The 20,438-nt window shown below is 45.8% G+C and carries 15 protein-coding genes; 2 read left to right on the top strand and 13 right to left on the bottom strand.

The features are described from left to right. Positions 1-14: 14 nt before the first annotated feature. The 7 genes from AB4Z08_RS23410 to AB4Z08_RS23380 all read right to left on the bottom strand — a co-directional run bounded on the left by AB4Z08_RS23410 (position 15) and on the right by AB4Z08_RS23380 (position 11,329). The gene (locus AB4Z08_RS23410) at positions 15-2,408 is read right to left on the bottom strand and encodes a GumC family protein (RefSeq protein WP_441576215.1); all 2,394 of its coding nucleotides are present in this window, start codon (positions 2,406-2,408) and stop codon (positions 15-17) included. A gap of 13 nt (positions 2,409-2,421) precedes the next feature. Then, a complete protein-coding gene (locus AB4Z08_RS23405) occupies positions 2,422-3,258 on the bottom strand; it encodes a polysaccharide biosynthesis/export family protein (RefSeq protein WP_441576214.1) in 837 nt (278 codons plus the stop codon). Between the two features lie 86 nt (positions 3,259-3,344). Beyond that, a complete protein-coding gene (locus AB4Z08_RS23400; RefSeq protein WP_441576213.1) occupies positions 3,345-5,138 on the bottom strand; it encodes a polysaccharide biosynthesis protein in 1,794 nt (597 codons plus the stop codon). A gap of 951 nt (positions 5,139-6,089) precedes the next feature. Next, positions 6,090-6,662 carry a LutC/YkgG family protein gene (locus AB4Z08_RS23395; protein ID WP_441576212.1) on the bottom strand — a complete coding sequence of 191 codons (573 nt, stop codon included), beginning with the start codon at positions 6,660-6,662 and terminating at the stop codon, positions 6,090-6,092. After that, a complete protein-coding gene (locus AB4Z08_RS23390; RefSeq protein ID WP_441576211.1) occupies positions 6,659-8,038 on the bottom strand; it encodes a lactate utilization protein B in 1,380 nt (459 codons plus the stop codon). The genes AB4Z08_RS23395 and AB4Z08_RS23390 overlap by 4 nt, the downstream gene beginning before the upstream one ends. Next, positions 8,019-8,774 (bottom strand): (Fe-S)-binding protein, encoded by a 756-nt coding sequence (locus AB4Z08_RS23385; protein WP_441576210.1) that lies wholly within the window; start codon positions 8,772-8,774, stop codon positions 8,019-8,021. The genes AB4Z08_RS23390 and AB4Z08_RS23385 overlap by 20 nt, the downstream gene beginning before the upstream one ends. A 317-nt stretch (positions 8,775-9,091) precedes the next feature. Next, entirely contained in the window at positions 9,092-11,329 is a 2,238-nt protein-coding gene (locus AB4Z08_RS23380) for a helix-turn-helix domain-containing protein (RefSeq protein ID WP_441576209.1), read from the bottom strand. Between the two features lie 117 nt (positions 11,330-11,446). Here AB4Z08_RS23380 and AB4Z08_RS23375 point away from each other — a divergent pair, with 117 nt between their 5' ends. Beyond that, positions 11,447-12,400: a nitrilase family protein gene (locus AB4Z08_RS23375; protein WP_441576208.1), complete on the top strand. Its 954-nt coding sequence runs from the start codon at positions 11,447-11,449 to the stop codon at positions 12,398-12,400. A gap of 520 nt (positions 12,401-12,920) precedes the next feature. On the opposite strand, the gene AB4Z08_RS23370 is transcribed toward AB4Z08_RS23375, so the two are convergent. After that, positions 12,921-13,112 carry a cold-shock protein gene (locus tag AB4Z08_RS23370; RefSeq protein ID WP_079472790.1) on the bottom strand — a complete coding sequence of 64 codons (192 nt, stop codon included), beginning with the start codon at positions 13,110-13,112 and terminating at the stop codon, positions 12,921-12,923. Positions 13,113-13,372: 260 nt separating this feature from the next. Here AB4Z08_RS23370 and AB4Z08_RS23365 point away from each other — a divergent pair, with 260 nt between their 5' ends. Continuing rightward, entirely contained in the window at positions 13,373-14,656 is a 1,284-nt protein-coding gene (locus AB4Z08_RS23365; RefSeq protein WP_441576207.1) for an MFS transporter, read from the top strand. Here the strand turns inward: AB4Z08_RS23365 and rpiA are convergent. The 5 genes from rpiA to AB4Z08_RS23340 form a co-directional block, all read right to left on the bottom strand. Continuing rightward, positions 14,622-15,329 (bottom strand): ribose-5-phosphate isomerase RpiA, encoded by a 708-nt coding sequence (rpiA, locus tag AB4Z08_RS23360; protein WP_441576206.1) that lies wholly within the window; start codon positions 15,327-15,329, stop codon positions 14,622-14,624. The genes AB4Z08_RS23365 and rpiA overlap by 35 nt on opposite strands. A 126-nt stretch (positions 15,330-15,455) precedes the next feature. Beyond that, complete coding sequence (locus tag AB4Z08_RS23355) at positions 15,456-16,700, bottom strand: NAD(P)/FAD-dependent oxidoreductase (RefSeq protein WP_441576205.1); 1,245 nt, start codon at positions 16,698-16,700, stop codon at positions 15,456-15,458. A gap of 65 nt (positions 16,701-16,765) precedes the next feature. Then, positions 16,766-17,767, bottom strand: a complete 1,002-nt coding sequence (locus tag AB4Z08_RS23350) for a 4-hydroxyproline epimerase (protein ID WP_441576204.1) — start codon at positions 17,765-17,767, stop codon at positions 16,766-16,768. A 12-nt stretch (positions 17,768-17,779) separates the two neighbouring features. Further along, the gene (locus AB4Z08_RS23345; RefSeq protein ID WP_441576203.1) at positions 17,780-19,369 is read right to left on the bottom strand and encodes an aldehyde dehydrogenase (NADP(+)); all 1,590 of its coding nucleotides are present in this window, start codon (positions 19,367-19,369) and stop codon (positions 17,780-17,782) included. After that, positions 19,366-20,289 (bottom strand): dihydrodipicolinate synthase family protein, encoded by a 924-nt coding sequence (locus AB4Z08_RS23340; RefSeq protein ID WP_441576202.1) that lies wholly within the window; start codon positions 20,287-20,289, stop codon positions 19,366-19,368. The genes AB4Z08_RS23345 and AB4Z08_RS23340 overlap by 4 nt, the downstream gene beginning before the upstream one ends. Positions 20,290-20,438: the final 149 nt, after the last annotated feature.

The following is a 20,438-nucleotide window of genomic DNA, read 5'->3' as shown; positions in this document are numbered from 1 at the left end:
AGTTTCTTATAATATTACTTACCGAATATTACTTTGATTTTTTTAGATAATCCTTTCTCTGAATTGGCATTATAACCGTATCCATAGCCATATCCATAGCTGTATCCATATCCTTTCCCAGCTTTTACATCATTTACAATGATGTTCATTTTAGGCATTTTATGGAAGATGAAAAGCTCTTTGGATATCTGGAGCTGTTGCTTGAAAGTATATCCCTGTCTTACCAGGTAAAGGGTAGCATCCGCGAAGCTACCGAGTAGCTGGGCATCCGTTACCAGTCCAACCGGAGGCGCATCCACAACAATATAATCGAAGCGGGAACGGAGGGTCTGAAACAATTCTTTTGTGGCATCTGTCAGCAGCAGTTCAGCCGGATTTGGCGGAATGGGCCCGGAGCTGATCATCCAGCAATTTTCATTGATGCCGGAGGGTTTGATTAGTTCATTCAGTGGCGTTTTTCCAATCGACCAGGTACTGAATCCGGTACGATTATCCAGACCCAGTTTTTCTGATATTTTGGGTTTACGGAGATCCATTTCCATCAACAGCACTTTCTTCCCTGACAATGATAAAACCGCCGCCAGGTTGGTGGCGATAAACGTTTTTCCTTCACCACTCATACTGGATGTCAGGAGGATTACTTTCTCGGATGGATTACGCAATACAAACTGTAAGTTGGTACGCAGCGCTCTGAATTGTTCTGCTACCGGCGTCACGGAATCTTTTGATATAATCACGGCTGTTTTTACATCAGTATGTCCTACTTCTGCCAGTATAGGCGCAGGTGTATTTTCGGTGATATCCAGTTTGTTGACTACACGGCGACTTAATATACCCCGCAGATATAAACCAATAGAAGGTAAAATAATACCCAGTATCATTCCCAGCAGGTAAATCAAAGCCCGCTTAGGCATATAAGGGAATGCTTCACTTTTGGCGAGATCAATGATTCTTGCACCAGCCAGGTTGGAAGATTTGGAAATAGCAGATTCTTCACGCTTCTTGAGTAAAAACAGGTAGAGTTCCTGCTTAACCGCCTGTTGGCGGGAATAATCCAGGAATACCCTTTCCTTGGCGGGCACCTGCTGAATCTTCCTGTCAATGGCGCCGGATCTTTGCTGCAACTGACCAATACTTGTTTGTATGCCGGTTTTAAAAGAAGACAAGTTGCTTTTCAAATCTCCCCTGAGACCAACCAGCTGTTCATCAATGTTTTTCACTGCCGGATTAGACGGCGTGTTTGACATCAGCAACCGCTCTCTTTCCAACTCCAGACCATTATACTTTCCAATAATAGATACAAAGTTGGGATCTTCCAGAACAAGTGAAGAGGGCACAATCCGTTTATTATTTGTTTCGTCATTGATGTATTTTTCCAGGGATTCAATGACGCTTAATTTAACCTGCTGTTCTGTTAGTTGCCTGGAGAAGTCGCCCGTACTCGATATTAAGAGTTTAGCCTGTTCTCCTAGATCAGCCAGCTGGTTATTCTGCTTGAAAGTCTGAATATCTTTTTCTACGCCTGACAGCTCACGGCTTACCAGTGCCAGACGATTGTCTACAAAGGCGATAGTGCTGTCTGCAATCCTGTTTTTGGCATCCACGCTTAACTGCATATAGGCATTAATCAGCTCATTTAATATGAGCTCCCCTTTTTCCGGGATAGTACTTGTCATCGTCAGGTCGATAGTACTTACCTGCTTATTAGGAATATTTACAGCTAATTTATTTCGGTAAACGGTTACTGCTTTATCAACAGATACCACTCTCACCACATAGTTTTCCTTAATCAGGTTATTACCTGGCTGTCGCATCACCTTCATCACTCCTTCCGGTAAATGCAGCGTGTCGTTCCAGGAAATATCCTTATTCACGATCCCTTCGGCACTTACGTGTACTTTAGATTCGGACAATGGGCGCACAACATATTCAGCATCTGGCAGTGTATCATTCAGATTGGTCCATTGCACGGCGAAGGGCAGTTTACGGAATTGTTCTGCTGTTTTCAATCTGCCTTCCAGCCAATAGGATACATTCAGTTGCAGGTCCCTGACCGTTTTCTCCATTAATGAACGGGACTTTATAATTTCCATTTCATTATCCACATTGCTCTTGCTATTGAATATCTGCAATTGCTGTAACATATCCTTTTCCGGACTGTCGCCGCCTTTCTGATCATCCTGTATCAATATTTTGGCGTTCACTTTATAATCGGGTGTTGCATACCTCAGGTATAGCCACGACAATGCGATGCCAGCCACTACACAGAGAAGGAACCAGTACCAGTAACTGATCACTTTGTCGAGCAGCTTCCTGAGATCAAAAACCTTATCAGGTTCATTATGCTGATGTAAAACACCATTTACATTTACAGCAGTTTGTCCATTACCATTATAATTCTCCGACATAAACAGCAAACATTTAAAAATTAACCCTTGAAAAGATTACAACCAGCAGCGTCAGAACGGATGATATAATTGTAATATTCCTCAAACGGGCTGCATCCGTGGAAACCACCTTTGACTTATTCGGTTCAACATATACCACGTCTCCCTGTTGCAGATAGTAATAAGGAGAAGTAAATAAATTGCTGCTATTGAGATTAAATCTGATAAATTCCTTTTTCCCTTCTATTTCCCGAATCAATAAAACGTTTTCTCTTTTACCATAAATAGTAAGATCTCCAGCCATGCCTATCGCATCCAGCAAAGTAACTTTCTCATTAGGCATTACATAAGTCGCTGGTTTAGTTACCTCCCCCAGTACCGTTACTTTAAAATTTATAAACCGAACATTTACTACAGGATCTTTATAAAATTCTGCCGCTTTAGCACGAATAGCTTCCTGTACATCTCCGGTTGTTTTTCCTTTCACCAGTATTTTCCCCACCAGTGGCAGTGTTACAAATCCCAGTTTATCTACGAGGTAGCCCGGACTGCTGGCGGCAGCGGCTCCGGCTGCACCGGAAGTACCACCTACCGACCAGTTTGGTGAATTCTGCTGATTCATTAGTGCGGTAGATGCAGGATCCAGCGTTTGGATAGTTACCTGCAAAATATCATCCGGCTGTATAACAGGCGTAGTGTATGTTGCCATCTCCACCATCTGCCGTTTAACTGTATCAGGCACATCTTTGAAGTATGCAATATTTTTTTGTGATGAGCAGCCACCCATAAATAAGGCGAGCATGCTCCCCATTAAAACAAGTAAACTTCTAAAACGTCTGAAACGGGACAAGCCCTGATTAATTATTTTCATTACTGGCAAACAGTTTAAATAAATCGTCCCCTGCTGCGAGCCCAGGGCTTGCAGAAAAGATATTTTTACAGTATAATTTTACATCCTTATTTTACCTTGTCCAGTTCTTCATAAGCTGAATTTTTGCTGATGAACTCTGGCACCAATTCCTTCATCCTGGCCACGGTTGGTGTGAGGTAATGTTTTTGAGCTGACTCTATCAGTTGATTCACCCGCTCATTGATTTCCGTGAAATCAGATTGCCTTACTTTGGCGATCATGATTTTTTCATGATAAGTGGGCAATGTATTTTCTGCATTATTCAGTAGTTCTTCGTAGAGTTTTTCTCCCGGACGCAATCCGGTGAAAACAATCTGAATATCCTTACCTGGTTCTTTGCCTGTCATCCGTATCATTTTCCTGGCCAGGTCGGCAATCTTCATGGGCTTACCCATGTCAAACACAAATATCTCGCCACCCTGCCCCATTGCTCCTGCTTCCAGCACCAGCTGGCAAGCTTCGGGAATGGTCATAAAATAACGGGTGATATCCGGATGCGTAACCGTTAATGGTCCACCCTTTTCCAATTGTTGTTTGAAACGGGGAATAACAGAGCCATTGGAACCCAGCACATTTCCAAAACGTGTGGTAATAAAACGTGTTGGTGGTGCGCTGTACACCGGCCCCATTTTCTGATATTTTTCGCTCAGGTGATTATTGAAAGATTGAGAGAAAATCTCTGCAATACGCTTGGAAGCACCCATTACGTTTGTAGGATTTACGGCCTTATCCGTTGATACCATTACAAACTTCTCCGCGCCGTATTCAACGGCAAGTTCCGCTACTGTTTTGGTGCCCAGCACATTGTTCATCACAGCGATGGACGGATTTTTTTCCATCATCGGCACATGTTTATAGGCGGCGGCATGATATACGATAGCAGGTGCATAAATTTCAAACAACTGCTGCATGCGAACTTTATCACACACATTTCCGATGAAGGGAATAATAGGTACGGTGACCATTTTTTCCGCTATCTCCAGCTCCAGTTCATGCAACGGTGATTCTGCTTTGTCACAAAGCACAATGACCGATGGTTCATACCCCACCAGTTGCCTTACAATCTCGCTGCCAATTGACCCGGCAGCTCCTGTTACTAAAACACTTTTACCTTTCAGCTCTTTACTGAGTTCCAGGTTTTTAATATTGATAACAGACCGTTCCAGCAGATCTTCAATATTGATATCTTTCAATTGAACGCTGTTATTATTAGAACCTTCTGTCCATTGACTCACGGGAATAATTTTTTGGACCCTTATATTCAATGTAATACATTCCTCTACCAGCTCATTCAGGTGTGCTGCATCCAGGTGATCATTAGGAATGAGCAATACCTTGATCTTTCCTTCCTTCACCATTTTAAAGAGTTGGCCTTTACGGGAAGCATATACAGGAAGACCTTCTATTGACTTCCCGGCATGTGCGTTTGTATCAGCTAAAAATGCGGTTATTTTCACATCTGACTGAGGATCGTCATGAATAGCCTTACGCAGCATCAGACTTGAATGGCCGGTATAATAAATAGCAGCGGAGATACGACTATGATTGCGGAAGTTATTATGGTACCTGAAGATCCATTTTACGAGCAGGCGATAAGATAACATACAGGAAGAACTGATGAAGAAATTAATCAGTATCACCGAAATCGGGAAGATGTTGAGATTTGCATCCGGTACACGGCTATAGCCAAAAGTAAACAGGATCAGGCAACTGATAAGATTCAGTCCTGTAATGCGGCCAATATCTGTGAGACTCGTAAATCTCACGATACCGCGGTAAGTACGTAATAGCAACGACAATACCAGGTATACACCCAAAACTGCCGCTCCGATTTTCTCCACAGGAAAATACAAGTAGGCATCTACATCAAAATTCAATCTGAGAAGAAAAGCTAAATTGATTGCGATAACAGAACACCCCAGGTCTAATAGTAAAATTAGCCATGACGGGGTAATCCACGATGAACTACGCACCATAGGTTCAATGATAAGATATGGTTATTAAATGTCTTTACGTTCGCCTGGTCAACTACATCCACGCATTTTTCAAGGTTTTCATAGTAGCGCGTCAATTAAACCAGAACTGGTATACGAAAATGATTACAAACTATTCGGTTTTCAAAGTTAGCACAAAGTAAATACTAAAATTGATAAGTTCTGTTATGAAAAAGTAAACTGTTGAAAACTTTTTTTTCAAGTCCACCTCTAAAACAAAACGATAGTACATAACATTCCCGAACCGGCTTAAAAAAGCGATTATGAAAAAGATATCCGCAATCATCATCTACTGAAACACTGTCCCAACGGGCCGATACAGCAAATAAAATTTTGGATATACGGAAAAATAGGCGGATCAGCTAAATGCGCTGTCCATATTAAATATTACTAAAGAAATTTTACCAGTGATGCAACATTGGTGGTGATGCAACTGAACTTTGGGCTGTAACGTCTTGCTTTTCTCTGATTGCTCTAAAGTGTTAAATAGATGATACATGGTCTTTCAATTTTTCTGGTTAACGCAGCGTATGACTAAAATATGGCTATATAATATGGTTAAAAAATCTGCGTTAAAATGATTCTTACAACGCTCGCAATCAAACAAACACCATACCAATTTACTAATTTATTTAATTTCCAACACAAAAAGTTAGTAAAGTTTTTATTAAATAGTATGGTTATTAAAAAATAACTAACATTATACCTGGCCCGTCTGATATGGACCCCTTACAATGTAAGCGGCCTCACCTGTCAACAGGTGAGGCCGCTTCTAACATAGAAGTATATACGTAAATGCTATTCGCCGGTAATAAATACCACCAGGCTTTTGGCACCATGAGCGCCCAGTACCAGCGACTGTTCTATATCGGCTGTTTTGGAAGGGCCGGCAATGAACACGCCGAAACCGGTTTGTGGCGCACCTATTTTTTCGTAGGCTTCATGCATCGTGGGCAGTATACGCTGCCGGGGTAATACGATGGCTAAGTGCTGGCAGATAAAGGGCAGTACTCTTACCTGCATCTCCTGCTCCGTGAGCCAGATAGCCCCATTTTCTGCTACCCCCCATTGTCCCGGTACAACAGCCATATCCACATCTTCCAGCAGATGAGGATCTTCGTTCACCCATGCACGTTGCATATCGGTAGCCGTAATGATACGTTTTAAATGGGGATAATGTTCCGCCAGCAAAGCTGGTATCTCTGTTTCACTTTTTATTTCAAACAAACTGCCCCCTAATGCTTCCAATACTTTTCGGTAAGCTTCCAGGGTGCCGGGCATATTGCCGGATAGCCCCTGCAAAGCTGGCAATGCTGCCGCCTCCGGCTGGTTCTGTTTTACGGCGGCTAATATTTTATCCCTGCTGCTCATGAAGATTTTTTATTTTTTTTATACCATTCGGAGAATGATTGTGCCGGCGGGGCAGGCATTTCCCGTTGCTTGTACCATGGGTTCAGACGATTATTTACCATACCGGGGAAAGCACGCATCACCCAGCGTCCCATTTTACCCGCGGTTTTATAGGTCCGTGGCGCTGATAATACCCCGCTCATTATTTTCATACTGGCGGTTTTTGCAGCCGTTGTATGCCCTTCCTTTACCAATACCTGCCGCCATTTATACAGCTGCTGGTGAATATCTATTTTCACCGGGCATACATTTGAACAGGAGCCACATAATGTCGAAGCAAAGGGCAGATCTGCATAATCCTTCATATCCAGGTTAGGCGCCAGAATAGCCCCGATAGGACCTGCCACGGCGGTATGATAGCTGTGCCCCCCGCTGCGCCGGTATACCGGGCAGGTGTTCATACAGGCTCCACAACGGATACACTTCAATGAGTTGCGGAAGTCCTCCCGGCCCAGCTGCCTGCTGCGACCATTATCGACCAACACGATATGCAACTCCTGACCAGCCCTGGGCTGCCTGAAATGACTCGAATAAGTGGTGATGGGCTGTCCCGTAGCACTACGCGCCAACAGGCGTAAAAACACCCCCAGGTGCTTACGCTGTGGAATTATTTTCTCAATGCCCATACAGGCAATATGTACATTAGCCAGGTGCGCTCCCATATCTGCATTCCCTTCATTGGTACATACCACCATCTCCCCTGTTTCTGCTACTGCAAAATTCACCCCCGTAATAGCAGCGTTTGCCTGGAGAAACTCCTTTCGCAGATGCAGCCTTGCTGCCGCCGTCAGGAACTGCGGATCCGCATTTCCTGCGGGCGTACCCAGGTGTTCGTGAAACAGCTCGCCTATTTCTTCTTTCTTTTTATGAATACAGGGCAGTACAATATGACTGGGAGGTTCTTTTGCCAGCTGTACTATTCTTTCGCCCAGATCTGTATCTATCACTTCGATACCGTTGGCTGCCAGGTGTGGGTTCAGGTGGCATTCTTCTGTCAGCATCGATTTACTTTTCACCATCCGCTGCACACCATGCTTTTTCAATATGGCGGTAACGATCTGGTTATGTTCTGCTGCATCGGCGGCCCAATGCACGATCGCTCCATTTTGTTGGGCCTGTTGCTCAAACTGCAGGAGGTAATCATACAGGTTCCCCAATGCATTGAGCTTTATCTGCGAAGCCGTTTCCCTCAACAGTTCCCATTCGGGAATACTCCATGCCATGCGGTCGCGCTTTGCCCGCACCCACCACAAAGTTTCATCGTGCCAGTTTACCCTGGCTTCGTCCTCGTTGAACTTGTCCGCCAGCGTTGCGTGATCAGCTGTTTGCCTGTTCATGGATATTTTGATTGAGAATTTCAGCAATATGCATCACCTTCACTCCGGCATGCTGCCGGCGTAAAATGCCTTCCATGTGCATGAGGCAACTCACATCTGTTCCGGTGATTACCTCCGCGCCATGTTTAACGTGATCGGCTACACGATCCTTTCCCATTTTTACGGACACCGCTTCTTCTGCCACACAGAAAGTGCCTCCAAAACCACAGCACTCATCCTGTCTGTCCAGCGGCACCAGCTCTACACCTGCTACCATACGCAGCAGCTTTTCCGGTTTGGAAAAAGGTGCGGCCACCAGCTCACTCATTTGTGCCAGCGCCAATCCACGTTGTCCGTGGCAGCTCTGGTGCAACCCTACCTTACAGGGAAAACGGGCAGGGAGAGATTCCACCTTCAGGATGTCTGTCAGGAATTCCGTCAGTTCGTATATACGTTGGCGTATGTGCGTGGCCTTATCCTCCACTACCGGATCGTGCAAATGATCCTTGATATGCAATACGCAGCTGCCGGAGGGACCTACAATATAATCGTAGTCAGCAAAATTTTTGATGAACAGGGTATTACACTGATGCGTAAGATGTTCGTATCCTGAATTGGCCATCGGCTGGCCACAACAGGTTTGTCCCTGTGGGTATTCCACTTCACAACCCAGTTTCTGTAGCAGCTGCAGGGTGGCAATGCCTACCTGCGGATAGAACTGGTCAATATAACATGGTATAAATAATCCTACTTTCACGGGTAAAGTAATTTAGATGATCATTGCTGACATGCAAATTTAGCGGGCAATGCGACAGTAATCCTACCTCTTTTTTACCGGTTACTGGCTTATTTTTGCTTTTAGCTATTAGCCATTGGCTTTTAGCAAAATACAATCCAGAACAAATATTGGCAACCCGGGCTATCCTGCTTTAGCTTTTAGCCATTAGCTTTTAGCTTTTAGCTTTTAGCTTTTAGCTTTTAGCTTTTAGGAAAAATGCAGCGAAGGACATATATGCTATGTTCTCCGCTGCATTTTTCCTAAAAGCTAAAAGCTAATGGCTAAAAGCTGGTTCGCTATCTCATGATTTGTTCTTCCTGTTTCTTCTTCAGGTACCATTGTACGACGCGGATTTCCGCGAAGCTGGCGGATTCTCCTACTCTTTCCTTGATAGGACCTGCAGCTGTAGCGCCCAGCTCTCCGATATGTTTCAGGATGAGGCGCATGGTCCTTTCGGATACAAACTTATGGATATCCATCTCTCCTGCTTCCACGCATTGTGCCAGGTGGCTTTCTATGGTGCCTACTGCGAGTTGTCTTGCTGTGGCAATATCTGCAACAGACTTACCTGCCAGGAATAGTTCCAGTGTACCGCGACGGCTGGCACCTTTTTCCACTTTCCCTTTTGCGGCCTTTTCTTTGGCAGCGGCGGCTGGAATAGCAGCTGCGGCGGCTTCTGCATCCCTTAGTTTGGTATAATCTTTCAGGCCGGTAGTAAATGCCAGGTCAGCGTAGGATACTTCCCACACATGCCGCAGTTTATTCCAGCAGTCAGACTCCAGGGCCATGAGTTGCAACAGATATTTTTTGGACTTTGCTTTCTTCACATCCGCGATGTGGGCCTGCAAAGGTAGTATCAGGTCTTCATAGATGCTTTGGGTAAAGTAGCCGATGGCTTTGTTCACCCGCAGTTGTAATTGTTCCATTTCGCCGGTTTGTACGGCGGTATCCAGCAACTGATGCAGCTGCACTACAAATTTAGCGGCTACTTCCTGTTGCTGTTCCACTTTGGCAGACATGCTGCGGCTCAGTTTTATAGCTGCATCAAAATCGGGTACTTTTTTATCCTGGATCCATACGGCATGACTGCGAATAGTGGCCTGCATACGGTACCAGTCGAACAGTTGCAGCAGAGAAGTGGCCTGGAATTTCTTCCGTTCCATTTCCAGCAGTACGACCAGTTCATTGGCTTCATTTTCTTTTTCAGCAAATTCGATGACCTGCCGGTCTGTTTTAATACTGCCATGCCCAATGCGGGAATGCAGTACCAGGCCATCCAGCGAAGTACAGCGGCTGAGTGCCACGTATACCTGCCCGGGTGCAAAAGCATAGCCCGCGTCGATAATCGCGCGTTCAAACGTAAGCCCCTGGCTTTTATGAATAGTGATCGCCCAGGCCAGACGGATAGGAAACTGCGTGAAACTGCCGATTTCTTCCTCCTCGATGCTGTTCTCTTCCTGGTTGTAGGAGTAGCGGATATTACGCCAGGTTTCTTTACCCAGTTTGAGTTCCTCATGAGAGCCGGACAACACCAGTACTATTTCTTCCTCATTGATTTCCTTAACGATGGCGATTTTTCCGTTGTAATAACGACGTGGCTGCGCCAGGTCATTTTTCAGGAACATCACCTGTGCTCCTACTTTCAGTTGCAACAGCAATTCTGTGGGCAGGGCTTTGTCACTGAAATCACCTTCAATTTTACCTTCAAAACGATACACTTTGCCAGGCATGTCTGCCAGGCGCCGGGCATTGATTTCATCCGCCTTTCTGTTATGGGTGGTAAGTACGATATACTCTTCGTCTTCTCCCTTAAAATTTGGCTGATAATGTTCATTCAGCATTACCAGGTCTTCGTGCAGTACTTCATTGTTACGTACCCGGTTAAGTACATCGATGAATGCCTGTTCGTTTTGCCGGTAAATTTTCTTCAGCTCAATATACAGTGGCGGCGCCTGTTCTATTACTTTGGAGGCAAAGAAGAATGTGCTGGTGTAGTATTCGGAGAGCATGCGCCATTCTGCGTCCGGAACTACCGGAGGCAGCTGGTACAGGTCACCTATAAACAACACCTGTACACCACCAAAAGGCAGCAGGGGTTTATTGCGGAAATGACGGAGGATCACATCAATAGCGTCCAGCATATCACAACGCACCATACTTACCTCATCGATGATGAGTAATTCCATTTCCTGTAACAGCACTTTCTTATCATTCGTAAAACGAATGTTACGGAACAAACTATGTTTATCCGTGCTGCTGATTTCATCCATTCCAAAGCCTCTTTTGGTGCCGGGAACAAAAGGTCCAAAGGGCAACTGAAAAAAAGAGTGCATGGTAACACCACCGGCGTTGATGGCGGCTACACCTGTAGGCGCCACAACTACCGTATTTTTACGGGTATGTTCTTTTATATATTTCAGGAACGTAGTTTTCCCCGTACCAGCTTTACCGGTAAGGAAGATATGGCGGTGTGTATGGTTTATGAAATCTGCCGCCAGGTGAAAGATGATATTTGTATTATCCGGTTGGGGCATTTAATTTTAAATTGAAAGGGCGAATATACAGAAAAGCTGCGAAAACAGCGTCAATATTGCGCATAACTAAATGGGGTGTATATTCGTTTTAGTTTTTGCCAACAAAATATTAATGAGATGGAAACCATAAAAATAGCAACGGCTCAATTTGAAAACAGGAGCAATGACAAAGCCTATAACCTGGGGGTTATCCGCAAATTATCTGCACAGGCAGCCGCCGATGGCGCCCATGCTGTCGCCTTTCACGAATGTGCTGTAACCGGCTATACTTTTGCCCGGCATTTATCCAGGGAGCAGATGCTGGAACTCTCTGAATTTATCCCCGATGGCCCTTCTATCAAGGCGTTACAAGACATTGCAGCAGAAAATAATATTGCGGTGCTGGCAGGATTATTTGAAAAAGATGCCGACGATAATTTATTCAAGGCATATGTGTGTGTAGACAAAAACGGGTTAGTAGCGAAATACCGGAAGCTGCATCCGTTTATTAATCCTTATCTGACACCGGGAAATGAGTATATCGTATTTGATCTGTTGGGATGGAAATGTGGTATGCTGATTTGTTACGATAATAATATCATAGAAAATGTTCGCGCCACGGCTTTGCTGGGTGCAGAAATCATTTTCATGCCACACGTGACAATGTGTACGCCATCTACCAGGCCGGGTGCGGGTTTTGTGGATCCTAAGTTATGGGAAAACCGCGAGAACGATCCGACTTCCCTGCGGCTGGAATTTGATGGCATGAAGGGACGGTCCTGGTTGATGAAGTGGCTACCGGCGCGTGCATACGACAATGGCATTTATGCCGTTTTCTCCAATCCGATTGGCATGGATGATGACCAGTTAAAGAATGGTTGTTCCATGATCCTGGACCCATTTGGTGATGTGGTGGCGGAATGCCGGAAACTGGGTGATGATGTAGTAACGGCAACGCTTACACGCAATAAGCTGAAGGAAGCCGGTGGCTGCCGGTATCGTTTGGCCCGCAGACCTGATTTATACGGCTCAGTAATTGCAGCACCGCATGCATCTGTGCAAAAAGTAGTGTGGCTACAGGAAGAAAAATAGCCTGAAATGAGCGCTTGATAATTTATAAAATTATCTAATAAATAACAAGATCCGCTGTAATGGCGGATCTTATTATTTAACCCCAAAAATAAGTGAATGATATCTAAATGATGAAAATGGCCGCCTTTCTCAGCTACAGCCTGCTACAGCAGCGCTACTATGGCCCTTTCCGGCCTCTATCGGTCTTTCTTATTGGGTAGTACATCCCCGGATCAAGTCCACATCAAGTCCACCTTATCTCCACATCAAGTCCACCTCAGCTGCTGTGCTTCTATAGGTACATAGCCGGTGCTAAGCATAGCATCGACGGAGCCGATATAATGACTCTACACTTTTGCAGGTAATGTTGGCTGTAATGATGGAGGTTCTTAAGCGTATTTAGATACAGGGAAAATAAAGTCCTTCTACAACAGCCGTGATGAAGGCTTAGATCAGTAGCATTCACCCTTAAAAATAATGCATAAAAAAAACCGCCCTGGCATAGCCAGCGCGGTTTATAACAAAACTATTATAAAATAAATTATGCCAGTCTTACGTTAACAGCATTCGGGCCTTTTCTGCCTTCTTCCACGTCAAATACTACGCGGTCATTTTCGCCGATGCTTTCTTTGATACCAGATACGTGAACAAAAATTTCTTGTCCGGAACCTTCGATTTTAATGAATCCAAAACCTTTAGCTTCATTAAAAAATTTTACTACACCTGTTTGCATTATATTTAATATTTAATTGTGAACGTGTTCTCGCCATTTATTACTGCAGGCGGCTACCTGGGCGACTACAAGAAAAAGTGTAAGAAAAAGCTGAATGTGAGAGGTGATCTACCAACAGAATTGAAATACATTATCTTAAAGAAGCGGTACGAAGATAGGTGATTTCCTGAATACAACCCTAATTTTTTTAAAAGATTTTCTTGCGCTGGACGGGGGCATTGGCCCATAATTCCAGATTAAAATATATTTTCGCATTATATATGAAACATCCTGACGCATGGCGAATAAAAGCCATATTAACCGGATCAGCCGGCAACCTGGTAGAATGGTACGACTGGTACATTTACGCGACTTTTTCTCTCTATTTTGCGCCTGTTTTTTTCCCAAAGGGTAGTTATACGGCTCAGCTGCTCAATACAGCCGCCATTTTTGCCGTAGGTTTTCTGATGCGGCCCATAGGAGGCTGGATGTTTGGCCGCATAGCCGATAAACAAGGACGTAAAGCCTCTATGACATTATCGGTATTACTGATGTCGCTGGGCTCCTTACTCATTGCATTTACGCCTTCCTACAACAGTATCGGTTTGGCCGCACCGGCATTGCTCCTGCTGGCCAGGTTGTTACAAGGGTTAAGCGTAGGCGGGGAATATGGTACCTCTGCCACCTACCTGAGCGAAGTAGCTACCAAAGAGCTGCGGGGCTTTTATTCCAGTTTTCAGTATGTTACCCTGATTGGCGGGCAACTCATTGCACTGGGCGTACAAATGCTGCTACAGAAATTGTTTCTAACGCCTGCCCAGTTACATGAATGGGGCTGGCGCATTCCATTTATCATTGGCGCTGCACTGGCTTTTTTTGCGCTTTACCTGCGCAGGCATATGCAGGAATCTACTTCTTTCGAAAAAATAAAAAACGAAAAGGAGAAGGGCTCCCTGAAGTTGTTGTTCCGGCAGCATCCGAGGGCCGTGCTGACCGTGGTAGGACTTACCATGGGTGGTACCCTCGCCTTTTATACCTACACTACCTATATGCAGAAGTTCCTGGTGAATACGGTGCATCTGAGTATTGAACATGCGACTACCATTACGTTCTTCCTCATGCTGATCTTTGCCTGTTTGCAGCCCTTATTTGGCTGGATTTCAGACATATACGGCCGCAAGCCCCTCCTGGTAGGTTTCGGAGTACTGGGCACCCTGCTTACTGTACCTATTCTCACCGCTATCAGCAACACCAGTTCAGAATGGACAGCCTTCTGGCTCATTCTCCTCGCCTTGGTGATTGTGAGTGGCTATACGTCTATTAATGCGGTGGTAAAAGCGGAGATGTTCCCGGCGGAAATACGGGCATTGGGAGTCGGTTTCCCCTATGCCCTTACAGTAGCTATCTTTGGTGGTACTGCAGAACCCATTGCCCTGTATTTTAAAAAGACAGGGCATGAGCCGATGTATTACTGGTATGTGACCATTTGTATTTTTATCTCACTGCTGGTGTACCTCAGTTCACGCGATACTAAAAAGACGTCTTTGCTGGATAAGGATGTGTGATCTCCCTGACGCTACCATCCTGATTACCGATGATCAACCTGCTGGCGTAGTCGAGAAATAAACCGTTTTCTACTACGCCAGGGATATTATTGAGTTGCGTATGCAACGCCGGCGCATTATGAATTTTCTGATAATGACAATCCAGGATATAATTACCGTTGTCCGTTACAAAGCGGTTATTATCTTTTAGCCGCAGTACCGGACGGGCGCCCAGTGCCACCAGTTGTTTGAAGGTAAGCTCCCAGCCAAAGGTGGCTACTTCTACCGGCAATGGAAATTTGCCCAGATGCTTCACCAGCTTGTGCTCATCTATCACCACCAGCATTTCTTTTGAAGCCGCCGCAATAATTTTTTCACGGAGCAAAGCCCCTCCTCCCCCTTTGATTAACTGCAGCTGCGCGTCTGCTTCATCTGCCCCATCAATATCTATATCTATTCTTTCCACTTTATCAAAATCAACCAGTGGGATCTCCTGTTCTCTTGCCAGTTGTTCTGATTGCGCAGAAGTAGCTACCGCTTTAATTTCCAGCCCCGCCCTAACTAGTTCGCCTATACGGAGAATAGTATAGTATGCAGTACTGCCGGTACCTAATCCAACCGTCATACCTGATTTAATATATTCCGCTGCTTTTTCTCCCGCAGCCTTTTTTCCGATATCTGTTGTTCCTTGCATGGACCAAATATAGTGATTTAGCTTTTAGTCATTAGCTTTTAGCTTTTAGCAAAATGCAGCGGAGATAGACATATATTATGTTCTCCGCTGCATTTTGCTAAAAGCTAAAAGCTAATGGCTAACAGCCTACCGGTATCTCGCCGGAGAAAAAGCAGTGATATCAATACTTGTTTTACCGTTGTTGGCCAGTTCGGCTAACAGCTTGCCGGTAGCAGGTCCCAGGCTAAGGCCCATCATGGCATGTCCGCCACCTAACAACAGATTGCTGAACTGCGGTACATAGCCAATATAAGGCAATCCATCGGGGGAACAGGGCCTGCATCCACTCCACACGGCTGTTTTATCAGGCATGTTTACCGGGAGATTGGTAAAGTAACGTTGTATAGAGTCTACGATACCGGCAACGCGGTTCATATTCACCGTTTCGTTTACGGGCGCCACTTCCATTGTACCACCATAACGTAACCTGTTTCCCATAGGTGTTAATGCCACCCGGGCTTCACACAGAATAGCCGGAATATTTAAATTTACCGCCGGATATTCCAGTGTAACGGAGTATCCTTTACCTGGCATCATAGGAACGGAAACACCCGCTAAACGTGCCACTGCCGGCGTCCAGGAGCCGGTGGCCAGTACAAACATATCGGCAGCATGCGTTTCGTTCCCTGTTACTACGGCGGTTACTTTCTGTCCATTGGTTTTTATACCTGTTATTTCTTTATCAGGGAGAAATTGCACCTGTTGTTGTTGCAGATATGCGATCAGTTGCCGCATCAGGTCATTGGGATACAGGTGTCCATCACAGCGGTAATGTACCCCTCCCAACACATCCATCTGCACCTGTGGTTCCAGTGCCTGCAGGGCTGCTTTATCCAGCACCACCGCATCTAATCCCATGTCATTGGCCTGTTTGGCAAGATGTGCTTCTTCTTCCGCTACTGCAGACGTTTTATAATACATGATGATCCCCTTGCGTTCGAGGCCAAAATGAAAGGCTTCCTTTTGAGCAAGATCTGTATACAGGGAGCGGCTGAAGAGATTAATATCCCGCAGTGGCAGCGCCGATGCAGCGACATGCTGTGCGTTGGCACTTTTCATGAACTTTAATCCCCAGCTGATCAATTGTTTATTCAGGGCAGGCTTTACATAAAAAGGGCTTTTACTGTTGAACATCCAGCGGATACCCTGTGATATAATACCTGGTGCCGCCAGTGGTACAAAATGACTCGGCACTATCATGCCCATATTGCCATAGGAACAGTTGTTGCTGAAATCTCCCTTATCGATGACAGTTACTTCCCAGCCGCTTTCCTGCAGGTAATAAGCGCTGCAAAGACCAATAATACCACCGCCGATGACGATTGCTTTCATATACTTAAAATGATTTGATCACGGGAGTCTTGCGTCCATTGGGATCATTGTTCCCGATAATAGTTCTATAGGACCTGAAAACCGTGCACATACGGATCATCATCATCCAGGATAATAGTGTTAAAACCTGTTACCATTGCCCAGCCTTCAATGCCCGGAACAATAGCTGGTTTACCCGCCACGGTGGTTTCTTCTTCGATGGTACCGGTAAATTGGGAGCCAATAATACTTTCATGAATGAAGCGATCCCCTTTACGCAGTTTTCCCTTTGCATACCATTGCGCCATTCTTGCAGAAGTGCCGGTACCACAGGGAGAGCGGTCAATGGCTTTATCGCCGTAGAACACCGCGTTGCGGGCGGTGGCTTCCGGGCTGATGGTGGCACCGGTCCACAGCAGATGACTCAACCCTTTGATGTGCTCATTTTCCGGATGCACGAAAGTATATGCTTCGTTTAGTCTTTTCCGTAGTTCACGGCTCCAGGAAATCAACTGATCAGCAGTATAATTTTCCAGGCCGGAGAAATGCTCCTGTGGATCAACGATGGCGTAGAAGTTACCTCCATAGGCTACATCCACGTGTAAAGTACCCAGATCCGGGCAGTTGACTTCCAGGTTTTCTGCTGCCAGGAAAGATTTTACATTCGTCAGCTTTACTGATTTCACCTTCTTCCCTTCCTGTACATAGTCCACCAGCACCAATCCTGCCGGAGTTTCCAGGCGCAATTTACCCGGCACTTTTGGGGTAATCAATCCCTGCTCAATGGCAATAGTCACTGTACCGATGGTACCATGACCACACATAGGCAAACAGCCGCTGGTTTCGATATACAATACACCAATATCGTTAGCTTCATCGGAAGGCGGATACAGGATACTGCCACTCATCATATCATGCCCGCGGGGTTCAAACATGAGGCCTTTACGGATCCAGTCGAACTCCTGCAAAAAATGCAGGCGTTTCTCCATCATATTATTCCCCCGGAGGATAGGCCCGCCTCCGGCAACCAGTCTTACCGGGTTACCGCAGGTATGGGCATCTATGCAAAAAAAAGTTTTAGTCGACATACACATTCAAAATTATTTTCTGACAGCATCGCGTGTCAGCTGACCATCCAGCCGGCGCCAGATGCCTAAAGGATTTTCGTCTTTCAGTGCTGCCGGGAGCAGCGCTGCCGGCCAGTCCTGGTAACATAAAGGCCTTGCAAAACGTACAATAGCCGAAGCCCCCACAGACGTACTTCGTATATCCGTGGTAGCTGGAAATGGTCCGCCATGGTGCATGGCATAACCCGGTTCCACTCCTGTAGGTACATTATTCAAAATGATACGGCCTACCTTTTCGGCCAACAGCGCAATAGCAGGGCTAAAGCGTTGCAGGTCTGCTGCTTCTCCCATCACCGTACCGGTTAATTGTCCGTGTAATTGTGTTAATACGGTTTGTAGTTCCGCATCGTCATCACATACCACCAGTAAAGCAGCTGGTCCAAATACTTCCTGCTGCAGTTCTGTGCTGGCGATAAAGTTTTTTGCATTCACGCGGTATAATGCCGGTGAACCTTTGGTAGCTGCAGATTCCAGGTTGCCGGCAAAAAGGGTTTCTACTCSTTTTCTGCGCGATAGCTGGTCCCTGTTTTCATAATAATGATAACAGATACCGGGGTTAAGCATGGTGCCGGCGTGGATAGCCGACAGCTCCTGTTGTAATACCGCAGCGAATTGTGTGGTGGCATCATCTGCCAGGGCAATCAGCAAACCAGGGTTGGTACAAAACTGTCCGGTGCCCAGGGTGATGGACTGTGCATATTGTTTAGCTACGCTTTCTGCTGCTGTAGCCAGTTTGGCAGGCAACAGCAATACAGGATTGATACTGCCCATTTCTGCATATACCGGAATAGGTTCCGGTCTTTGTGTAACAGCATCAAAGATAGCAGTACCGGCTTTAAACGAACCGGTAAATCCGATCGCTTTTATACCGTGGTGTTTTACCAGTTGTTGTCCCAGTGCCGGTCCGGCGCCGGTAAGACTTGAAAATACACCATCCGGCATACCACATGTTTGTGCGGCTCTTTGAATAGCAATAGCCACCAGTTCATTGGTGCCTGGGTGCGATTCATGTGCTTTTACAATTACCGGATTGCCTGCTGCCAGTGCAGATGCAGTATCGCCGCCGGCAGTGGAAAAAGCAAGTGGGAAATTGCTGGCCGGGAATACCAGTACGGGTCCCAACGGTACCAGCATTTTTCGTATATCCGCCCGTGGTAGTGGAGTACGGTCCGGTTGTGCCGGATCTATCACTGCCTCTACCCAGGAGCCTTCGCGTAATATGTTGGCAAAAAGCCGCAGCTGGGAAACGGTGCGCATCCTTTCTCCCGTGATACGACCCAGTGGCAGGCCTGATTCCGCTACGGCTCTTTCCAGTAGCAGATCGCCCAAGGCTAATATTTCATTCGCAATGGTTTCCAGAAAAACCGCTCTGTCTTCCGGAGAAGAAAGGCGGTATTCCATGAAAGCGGTGGTAGCTTTATCCACCGCCTGATTTACCTCTGCAGCAGTGGCTACAGCAAATGTTTCAGGCAAAGCAGCATTACTAACGGGATCGTACGCACGAAGTACCTCATTCCCTTCTCCGGAAGTAGCGAAGCCTATTATATTTTTTCCTGTAATCATGCAGGGAGATTTAAATACTCTGGTAACACGGGGCGGGTGGCCAATGCGTCAGCAATTACTTTTTCCGCGTGTGCTTTTTCTGCTCCCTGAGGCAACAGGCGTGGTGCGCGTAAGTTTGTGTTGCCAATACCGGTAGCCGTAGCAGCCATTTTAATATACTGTACCAGTTTGGGATCGATATCGAGTTCCAGCAAAGGCATGAACCAACGGTAAATAGCGAGTGCTTCTGCAATACGACCTGCTTTTACGAGGCGGTAGATAGCTACTGTTTCACGTGGGAAAGCATCCACCAGACCGGCTACCCAGCCATTGGCTCCCAGGACGATGCTCTCTAACGCCAGCGTATCTACGCCGCAGAGTACACTGAAACGGTCACCGAAACGATTGATCATCCGGATAACGTTGGTAGTATCACGGGTAGACTCCTTCACAGCCTGAATATTAGGCGCTTTCGACAGTTGCTCAAACATATCCAGGGTCACCATAATCTTATAATCTATCGGATTATTGTAGATCATAATAGGCAGTGGAGTACTGCTGGCCACTGCAAGGAAATAGGCTACTGTTTCGGCATCATCCGCTTTATAGCGCATAGGAGGCAACAGCATCAGGCCAGCAGCGCCGGCAACTTCAGCTGCCTGAGCACAGGCAATAGCAGCAGTGGTAGTTTGCTCTGCAATATTCATAATGACGGGTATTTTACCACCCAGAAAAGCAACCGCATGTTTTACCAATGCATACTTCTCTTCATTCTGTAAACTGCTGGCTTCTCCCAGTGAGCCGCCCAGAATAATACCATTAACGCCTGCGTCAACCTGCGCCTGCAGGTTTTTGTCGAACATCTCATAATCAATATGATCGTCGGCGGTGAAAGGGGTGAGCAATGCGGGAAATACGCCTTGCCAGTTAACTTGTGCCATTTTCCTATCTTTTTTTATGCCAACAAAAATAGCGGGAGGCCTGCGATAGCACGCTACTGTAATTAATCAATTATACGCAGATTTTAACCAAAAAAAGGGCATTTTTAGCTATATAGAAAAAATATCTGCATAGATTCTTCCCTGCGATC

Origin of the sequence: Chitinophaga sp. RAB17, assembly GCF_052114225.1 — a bacterium.
GTDB lineage: Bacteria > Bacteroidota > Bacteroidia > Chitinophagales > Chitinophagaceae > Chitinophaga.
This window is presented reverse-complemented; position numbering and strand designations above follow the sequence as displayed.